The organism is Mesorhizobium sp. M4A.F.Ca.ET.090.04.2.1 (genome assembly GCF_003999085.1).
Classification (GTDB): domain Bacteria; phylum Pseudomonadota; class Alphaproteobacteria; order Rhizobiales; family Rhizobiaceae; genus Mesorhizobium.
In genome coordinates this window covers 1-8,244 of record NZ_RZOT01000257.1, presented here as the reverse complement: position 1 = coordinate 8,244, position 8,244 = coordinate 1, and the positions used below count along the sequence as shown (strand labels likewise).

10 protein-coding genes and 1 pseudogene are annotated in these 8,244 nt (G+C 63.7%); 2 read left to right on the top strand and 9 right to left on the bottom strand.

What is annotated here, in order from left to right; translation table 11 throughout:
• From EN781_RS18690 to EN781_RS34820, 3 genes and pseudogenes are all read right to left on the bottom strand, one after another.
• Positions 1-374 (bottom strand): annotated as a pseudogene (locus tag EN781_RS18690) (branched-chain amino acid ABC transporter permease LivH); the annotation flags it as partial.
• A gap of 416 nt (positions 375-790) precedes the next feature.
• Complete coding sequence (locus EN781_RS18685; RefSeq protein ID WP_126057820.1) at positions 791-1,177, bottom strand: ectoine synthase; 387 nt, start codon at positions 1,175-1,177, stop codon at positions 791-793.
• A gap of 12 nt (positions 1,178-1,189) precedes the next feature.
• Positions 1,190-1,327, bottom strand: coding sequence for a hypothetical protein (locus EN781_RS34820; protein ID WP_210213482.1), 138 nt, complete (start codon positions 1,325-1,327; stop codon positions 1,190-1,192).
• Between the two features lie 24 nt (positions 1,328-1,351).
• On the opposite strand from EN781_RS34820, the gene EN781_RS18680 reads away from it, so the two are divergent.
• Positions 1,352-2,239 carry a LysR substrate-binding domain-containing protein gene (locus EN781_RS18680; RefSeq protein WP_126057819.1) on the top strand — a complete coding sequence of 296 codons (888 nt, stop codon included), beginning with the start codon at positions 1,352-1,354 and terminating at the stop codon, positions 2,237-2,239.
• A 21-nt stretch (positions 2,240-2,260) separates the two neighbouring features.
• Here EN781_RS18680 and EN781_RS18675 read toward each other — a convergent pair whose 3' ends face one another.
• The 3 genes from EN781_RS18675 to EN781_RS18665 all read right to left on the bottom strand — a co-directional run bounded on the left by EN781_RS18675 (position 2,261) and on the right by EN781_RS18665 (position 5,630).
• Positions 2,261-3,262, bottom strand: coding sequence for a 4-hydroxyproline epimerase (locus EN781_RS18675; RefSeq protein ID WP_126057818.1), 1,002 nt, complete (start codon positions 3,260-3,262; stop codon positions 2,261-2,263).
• Between the two features lie 100 nt (positions 3,263-3,362).
• Entirely contained in the window at positions 3,363-4,679 is a 1,317-nt protein-coding gene (locus tag EN781_RS18670) for an FAD-dependent oxidoreductase (RefSeq protein ID WP_126057817.1), read from the bottom strand.
• Between the two features lie 15 nt (positions 4,680-4,694).
• Positions 4,695-5,630, bottom strand: a complete 936-nt coding sequence (locus EN781_RS18665) for a dihydrodipicolinate synthase family protein (RefSeq protein ID WP_126057816.1) — start codon at positions 5,628-5,630, stop codon at positions 4,695-4,697.
• A 101-nt stretch (positions 5,631-5,731) separates the two neighbouring features.
• On the opposite strand from EN781_RS18665, the gene EN781_RS18660 reads away from it, so the two are divergent.
• Positions 5,732-6,391 carry a GntR family transcriptional regulator gene (locus tag EN781_RS18660; protein WP_126057815.1) on the top strand — a complete coding sequence of 220 codons (660 nt, stop codon included), beginning with the start codon at positions 5,732-5,734 and terminating at the stop codon, positions 6,389-6,391.
• Positions 6,392-6,403: 12 nt separating this feature from the next.
• Here the strand turns inward: EN781_RS18660 and EN781_RS18655 are convergent, their stop codons facing one another.
• The 3 genes from EN781_RS18655 to EN781_RS18645 form a co-directional block, all read right to left on the bottom strand.
• On the bottom strand, positions 6,404-6,724 hold the full coding sequence (locus EN781_RS18655) for a hypothetical protein (protein ID WP_126057814.1): 321 nt from the start codon (positions 6,722-6,724) through the stop codon (positions 6,404-6,406).
• 239 nt (positions 6,725-6,963) lie between these two features.
• On the bottom strand, positions 6,964-7,269 hold the full coding sequence (locus EN781_RS18650; protein ID WP_126057813.1) for a hypothetical protein: 306 nt from the start codon (positions 7,267-7,269) through the stop codon (positions 6,964-6,966).
• Between the two features lie 308 nt (positions 7,270-7,577).
• A partial coding sequence (locus EN781_RS18645) for an aldehyde dehydrogenase family protein (protein WP_127400220.1) occupies positions 7,578-8,244 on the bottom strand: 667 nt, incomplete at its 5' end.

Below are 8,244 nucleotides of genomic sequence, written 5' to 3'. Positions count from 1 at the left end.
GGGCCTTGCGTCACCTGGACGAAATTCGACAGCGCGATCGACATGCCGATCGCGGTGATCAGCGGCGCCAGCCGGAACGATCCGCGCAGCGGTCGGTAAGCCACCTTCTCGATCGTCCAGTTGTAGAGACTGGTCAACAGCATCGCCACGATCATCATGATCAGGAGCGCGATGACGACCGGCACCGAATAAAACAGCGCGCCGAGAATGAGGAAGACGATGAGGGCGGTGAAGGCCCCGACCATGAAGATGTCGCCATGGGCGAAATTGATCATGCCGATGATGCCGTAGACCATCGTGTAGCCGATCGCGATCAGCCCATAGATCGATCCCAGCGTCAGCCCGTTGATAAGCTGCTGGACGAAGTATTGCATACTGCCGTGGCTCCCCTGGAATGTCGCCCGCTTCCGGGTCGCACTCCCTTTTCGTATTTCCCCTAGTCGTAAAGTTTCGAGCCCGGATTGCAACGTGATTTTTCAATCGCCTCGCGTGTTTTGGAAGCACGCCGTCCGATTGCCCGTTTTTCGCTATCCGACCCCTGGACTATCGCGGACCCTATCATTGGCATAACGCAATGTCTTTGACGATTCAGCCGCATGATGCGCGTAGTTTCGAAGAAATCGCCGTCAAGATTAGGTGATGAGAAGATTTCTTGCGCCACCGATAGTCGTGCGTTTCGCGCATCCGCTCCTTCTACAGCGTTCGGGATTCTTCTGATATGACACTTATGTGACGGCGAGCCGGCGTGCCCCAGCGGCCCTGCTCGCCGTGGTGGTTCCGGGCGCGAAATTCAGTAGGCGGAGCCGCCTTCGCCACTCAGACTGTGCCGTTCAGTGCCGTTGAGCGGCGGATTGAAGACGCTGACCAGCACCATGTCGCCAGCGCCGTCGGCGCGCAGATAGTGATCGTCGTGCGCATCGAGCACGTAGATGGTTCCGGGCTCAATGCGATGGATGGCGCCGGACATGTCCTCGACTTCGCCGCTGCCGGAAATGCAATAGCAGGCTTCGAGATGCCGCCGGTATTGCAGGCGCGACTCGCTCCCTGCCCGCACCACGGTATGACAGACGGTGAATCCCATGCCGTCCCTCTGGGTCAGCAGCCGGTGGCTGGTGCCGTTGCCCCAGTCGACGAAGAAGTCAGTTTTTTCTACATCGGCCAATTGCCTGGTGAACATGGCATTCTCTCTCTATGAAAGGCGTGGAACGACGACGACGGCGGATTGACCTGGCTTCGCGCTGTTTTGGCTGTTATTTTCTGGATCAGCATTCGAAGCAGCCTTCAGAATGTCGCGACCCGAGGCGGGTTTCAAATGATCGAATTTCATTGGATGCATTAGAATAATTTACAGATGGACTATCTGCCGCTGAACGCCATCCGCGCTTTCGAGGCCGCCGCGCGCCATCTCAGCTTCTCGGCCGCCGGCGAGGAGCTGCATGTCACCCATCCAGCGATCAGCCATCAGATCAGGCGGCTGGAGGAATGGTTGGGCGTGCCCCTGTTCCACCGGGATGCCCGCAAGGTTCGCTTGACCGATGCCGGCCTCAGCCTGCAGGCCTCGGCGAACGCGGCGCTCTCCGACCTTGCGGCCGCTTGCCGGCGCATCCGCAGAAACGCGGCCGTCGCATCGCTGTCCGTGGGCTGCATTCCATCCATTGCCAGCCGATGGCTGGTGCCGCGCCTGCCGGACTTCACCGCGCGTCACCCCGAGATTGCGATCCGCGTCGCCTATGCAAAGGCCGAGGACCGACTCGAAGACGATGACAACGACATCCTGATCACGCTCGGCGCGGACCCGTCTCCCAAGGCCACCAGCCTCAAGCTCTTTTCCCGCATAAGCCGGCCCGCCTGCAGCCCGCATTATCTGGCGCGCAAGGGCCGGCTCGGGTCGCCGGCGGAGATTGCCGCGGCGGAGCTTTTGCATGACGAGACGCGTCACGGCTGGCGCGAATGGTTCTCGCAATCCGGCATGGCCGGGGCCGATGTCGGCAACGGGCCCGTCTTCGCCGATTTCAACATATTGGCGACGGCCGTCATCGCCGGCCACGGCGTCGCGCTTTGCCCGATCGAGGTTTTTCGCGAGGAACTGCGGCGCGGCGATCTCGTCGTCGTCTCCGACATCGCGACCGACAAGGACAAAGGCTACTACCTGACGATGTCGGCGCAACCCTCGGCCGCCGAAATCACCTTCGCCGACTGGTTCCGCGATCAGGTCTCGACGAACGGCGAGGAAGCCTGACGCCCTCGAGCAGCGACGGCGTCACGTGACGATGAACCCGTGCGCGAACGGATCGCGGTCGTCGATGAAGATGGTGTTCAACCCGGTCATCCGCGCCCAGCCGCCGATCGAAGGGACGATCGCCGGCTTGTCCGCGACGACGACTTCCTTTTCGACCCTGCCCTTGAACAGCGAGCCGATGATCGATTCGTGGACAAAGCTGTCGCCGACCTTGAGCTTGCCCTTGGCGTGCAGCTGCGCCATGCGCGCCGAGGTGCCGGTGCCGCAAGGCGAGCGGTCTATCGCCTTGTCGCCATAGAACACGGCATTGCGCGCATCGGCTTCCGGATTGGTTGGCTTGCCGGTCCACAGCATGTGCGACAGCCGGTTGATGCCGGGGCTTTCCGGATGCACGAAGGAGTACTTCTCGTTGAGCCGCTGCCGCACAACCGGGCTCCAGGCGATGAGGTCGCCGGCCGAATGGTCGGCCATGTCGCGATAGTTCGCCTGCGGCTCGACGATGGCGTAGAAATTGCCGCCATAGGCGACGTCGACGCTGATCTCGCCGAGGCCGGGGCATTCGACCGTCAGGCCTTCCGCGTAGAGGAAGGACGGCACGTTGGTGATGCGCACCTCCTCGACATACTCGCCGACCTGTTTGTACTCCGCGACGACCAGGCCGGCCGGCGTGTCCAACCGCAGCACGCCCGGTGTCTTCGGCGTCACCAGCCCATGCTCGATCGCCATTGTGACGGTGCCGATGGTGCCGTGGCCGCACATCGGCAGGCAACCCGAGGTCTCGATGAACAGGATGGCGATGTCGCAGTCCTCGCGCGTCGGCGGGTAGAGGATGGAGCCCGACATCACATCATGGCCGCGCGGCTCGAACATCAGCCCGGTGCGGATCCAGTCATATTCGGCGAGGAAATGCGCCCGCCGCTCCATCATCGTCTTGCCCTCGAGCAACGGACCGCCGCCGGCGACCAGCCTGACCGGATTGCCGCAGGTATGGCCGTCGATGCAGGTGAAGGTTTTTTTGGCCATGATGCTTCCTAGAGCAATTTCAGGAAAAGTGTGAAGCGGTTAAGTTCGGCGCCTTCGCCGTAACCTTCCGTCCGGAATTGCGTCAAGACAAGAAGACTGTTCAAAACCGCTGCGGGCCGAAGGGGGCGAGATCGACGGGCGGAGTCTGACCGAGAACGAGATCGCGGATCAAGCGCCCGGTTGCCGCTGCCTGCGTCAGGCCGAGGTGGCCGTGACCGAAAGCGTAGAAAATGTTCGGCGCGCGCGCCCGGCCGATGACGGGCAGCGAATCCGGCAGCGATGGGCGATACCCCATCCATTCGCGCCCGCCGGACGGATCGAGCCCCGGCAGGAAACGCCTGGCCTTTTCCAGCATGGCCTTCGACCGCGCGAAATTGGGCGGGCGCTCGATGCCGCCGAGTTCGACGGCGCCGCCGACGCGCACGCCCGTTTCCAGCGGCGTGATGACGAAGCCGTGCCCGGAGAAGATCAGCTGCCGCTTCACGTCGAAGGCCGACACGGGGAGCGTCGTGTTGTAGCCGCGCTCGGTCTCCAGCGGGATGTGCTCGCCGACGTCCCTGGCCAAAAGATGCGACCATGCGCCCGCGGCGATGACGAGTTGGTTTGCCCTCCGGGTCGTGCCGTCGGCAAGCACGATCGTCGCGCCATCCGCTCCGGCCTCGATCCGCTCGACGCGTGCGTGCCCGAAGCGGGCGCCAAGCCGTTCGGCATGGGCCCAGACCGCCTTGCCGAGCAGCCTGGGGTCGGCGACCGTTTTCCAGCCCGGCACGAAGGTGCCCTTGATGAAGCGCGGCGAAAGGCCGGGCTGCAGCGCAGCGAGATCCGCACCGTCGACATGGCTGAAGCCGATGCCGTAGCGCTCACGCGCCGCCCAGCCGGACAGCGAGGCGTGGAACTCGGCCTCGCTCTCGTAGAGTTCCAGCGAGCCGTCCTCGCGTAGCATTGGCCTCGTGCCAGAGCGGTCGAGCAGACCCATCCACTCCGCTTCGGCAAGCCTCATCATCGCGGCCTGTGCGGCGAGGCTCGTCTCGTAGCGGTCGCCGCGCCCGGCGCGCCAAAAGCGGACCAACCATGGCAGCAGCTTCGGCAGATAGGCCGGCGGGATGCTGAGCGGGCCGAGCGGATCGGCAAGCCATTTCGGCAATTGCCGGATCATGCCCTTGTGCGCCAGCGGCAGCACGTCGGTGAAGGCGAAGGCGGCGGCATTGCCCGAGCTCGTTTCCTCGCAGATGCCCGTCCGATCGAAGATCGTGACGTTGCGCCCGGCCTCGGCGAGATAGGTGGCGGCGCAGATGCCGATGATACCGCCGCCGATGATGGCGATGTCTTCACCTTCTCCCCGTTCACGGGGAGAAGGTGCCCGAAGGGCGGATGAGGGGCGGCGCCCCTCCTCGGTCTCATCGGAATTTTCCTGCACGCGAATGCTATTCCTCTATTCGGCTGCCACCAGCTTGTCCGGCGATCGAGGAGACGCCTGCAGCGCCGGCAGTTTCGGCCGCACTGCCAACGCATCCCGAACGATCTTTTCCACCGCCTTGCGGCGCTCGCCCGACAGCGGCCGGCGCGGCATCCGAACGCGATCATTGGTATCGATCGCCAGCACTTCAGCAAGCTTGATGTTTTGGACCAGATAGGTCGAGACATCGAGGTCGAGCAGCGGCCGGAACCAGCGATAGATCTCGAGCGCCTCCTCGCGCCGGCCCTGCTTCATCAGCTGGTAGATCGCCACCGTCTCGCGCGGGAAGGCGGTGACCAGCCCCGCCACCCAGCCGACGGCCCCGACCGACAGTGCCTCGAAGGCAAGATTGTCGACGCCAGTGAACAGATCGTAGCGGTCGCCGAGCCGGTTGATGATCTCCGTCGAGCGACGGATGTCGTCGGAGGATTCCTTGATGGCGACGAAGCGCGCGTCGGACGCCAGCTCCTCCATCTGGTCGACTGTGACGTCGACCCGGTACGCCAGCCGGTTCGAGTAGATCATGACCGGCAGGTCGCCGGCATCGGCCACGGCGCGCAGGGCGGCGACCGTCTCTTCCGGGTCGGTATGGTAGATCGGGCTGGGAACCACCATCAGCCCGCTGGCCCCGGCCTGCCCGGCACGGCGCGCGATGCTTGCCGCCTCGCGGGTGCCGGGCTCGTTCACGGTGAGCAGCACCGGCTTCCCTCCGGCGACCTTCTGCGCCGTCTTGAGCACCTCGATCTTCTCGTCATGCGACAGCATCGGCCCTTCGCCGAGCGAGCCGCAGACGATGATGCCGTCGCAGCCGGCCTCCATCTGCAGCGCGTAGCAGCGCTCCATTTCGGCATGATCGAGACGGTCGTCCTCGGTGAATTTGCTCGTGACGGCGGGAAAAACTCCAGTCCACATGGCAGCGTCTCCAATCTGATATATCAGTGATATATCTAGTAAGAAACGGTCTGTCAATGCGGAATCCGTTATGATATATGGAAAATATATCAGGAGACGCGATGGCTCTGTTGGAAGATATATCTCATTTCGAGCCCGCGGCTGCGAAGGCCTATCGCGCGCTCGAGCATATGATCGTCACGCTCGAGCTGGCGCCGGCGAGCTTCGTCACCGAGGGCGCGCTGATCGAGCGTCTCGGGCTCGGCCGCACGCCGGTGCGCGAGGCGATCCAGCGTCTGGCCTGGGAGGGTCTGCTCGACGTCAGGCCCCGCGCCGGCATCGCGATCGCGCCGCTTCATCCCGGAGACTGGCTGCGCGTGATCGATGCCAGGCGTGGCGTCGAGGTGGTGCTGGCGCGTTCGGCCGCCCGCTTCGTCACCCGCGAGGCGGCGGACCTGTTTCATGACGCCGCGCTTGCCATGCAGAAGGCGGTCATCTCGGGCAATGTGCTGGCCTTCATCCAGGCCGACAAGGCGCTCGACGAGGCACTCGCGCTGGCCGCCGACAACCCCTTCGCCGCGCGGGTGGCGGCGCCCCTGCAGACGCACAGCCGACGTTTCTGGTTCCGCTACAAGTCGGATACCGGCCTTGCCGAATCGGCCGAGCACCACGTCGCGCTGATCCGCTCGATCCTCGCCGGCGACGAGGAAGCCGCCGCCAAGGATGCCAAGCGCCTGATGGCGTTGCTGCGCGGCCATGCGGAGGTCGCCGCCACGCGCTGAGCGCTCCCGATCTCAGTATCGCGCGTCATGGCCGGTCGGCGCAGCCACGCTTTCCCAACTGTTGCCGGCCGCGATGATGCAGCTCGTGCCGTCGACGTCGGTGACGATGATGGTCCAGGTTCCGCTCTGGCCGACGAACACTTCCATGATCGCGACCTGGCCGATCAACCCGAAGGCAAACTGCCGTTCCTGGAAATTCTCGCTTAGATGGGCAACCAGAGCGCTATGCTTGACACAGTGCTGGTATTGAGCGCCCGAGCTGTTCGTACCCATCGCCAGCGCGCCGGCGAGGACCAGGTTTCTCACCCAACCCAAAAAGGACTTGCGTGCCATGGGGCACCTCCTTTTGCCATCGCGTCCCGGCAAAAGGAGACAGCCTCATTTTGCCGGAGCCACCCAGGCCGGTTCCGACGTCATCATCGCGTCGTTCCTTTCTGCGTTCCGGTCTGCCACTAATGGGAACTTCTGGATGTTCCCATTATGTTCCATATATGGTGACGGCAACGGCAAAGCGCAAGCGGGTGCCTCGTCAGGCGCTTGCCGATTCTAATGCTAGCAAAGCAGAAGCGTGCTCAGGTACCCGGCAGCGCGGCCACTTGCGTTGTATGGTCCCAGCCTTCCCCGGCCGAAATAACGCAACTCAGCCCGTGCGTGTCGGTTGCCAGGATGGTCCAGGTGCCCTGTTCGGAAACGAAAACCTCGAGGATGACGCTGCGGTTGACCAGGCCGCGCGCGGTCTCGCTTTCATGGAACTTCTCGCCCAGCGCCTTGATGATGTCGGTCCGCGCCGCGCATTGCCCGGCCGCGTTTGACTGGCCGGCTGCCGCGAACATCGCGGCGGCGGCAACGACCGTCGTTGCCACGAGATATCGTGCCATCTGACACCTCCTCGCGCCAGACGAGAACCCCGGCTGCAACCGGCGCTGTTTGATTGGCCTGCACCTTGGCAGGGATATAGGCTAAGACGGAGGGCACCCGCTTGGTTCCATCCACTTTGTAGATTCGCGAACAAGCGTATCGGCAAAAATCCGAAAAAGGCCCGGATACGACCCGGGCCTTCCTCTGATCATCTCCCGATTCCTGGATCAGTTCATCGTCGGGACGACGAACTCGGCGCCGTCCTTGATGCCTGCCGCGCGCCCGCAGCCGCATCGCGGCGAGGACGCGCAAACCAGGAGACGTCCGGTCAGTTCATCGTCGGGATGACGAACTCGGCGCCGTCCTTGATGCCGGACGGCCAGCGCGAGGTGACCGTTTTGGTCTTGGTGTAGAAGCGGAACGCATCCGGGCCGTGCTGGTTGAGATCGCCGAAGGACGACGCCTTCCAGCCACCGAAGGTGTAGTAGGCGATCGGCACCGGGATCGGCACGTTAACGCCGACCATGCCGACCTGAACACGCGAGGCGAAGTCACGCGCGGCATCGCCGTCGCGGGTGAAGATGGCGACGCCATTGCCCATCTCGTGATCGTTGGCGAGCTTGATGGCGTTCTCATAGGTCGGCGCGCGCACCACCGAGAGCACCGGCCCGAAGATCTCTTCCTTGTAGATGCGCATGTCGGCCGTCACATTGTCGAACAGGCAGCCGCCCATATAGTAGCCATTCTCGTAGCCCTGCATCGTAAAGCCGCGACCGTCGACGACGAGCTTGGCGCCTTCCCTGACGCCGATATCGACATAGCCCTTGACGCGCTCCAGCGCCTGCGCCGTCACCAGCGGGCCGAAATCGGCGGACGAATCCGTCGACGGGCCGACCTTCAGGCTTTCGACGCGCGGTATGAGCTTTTCCATTAGCCGGTTGGCGGTGTCGTTGCCGACCGGAACCGCCAACCGGCTAATGGAAAAGCTCATACCG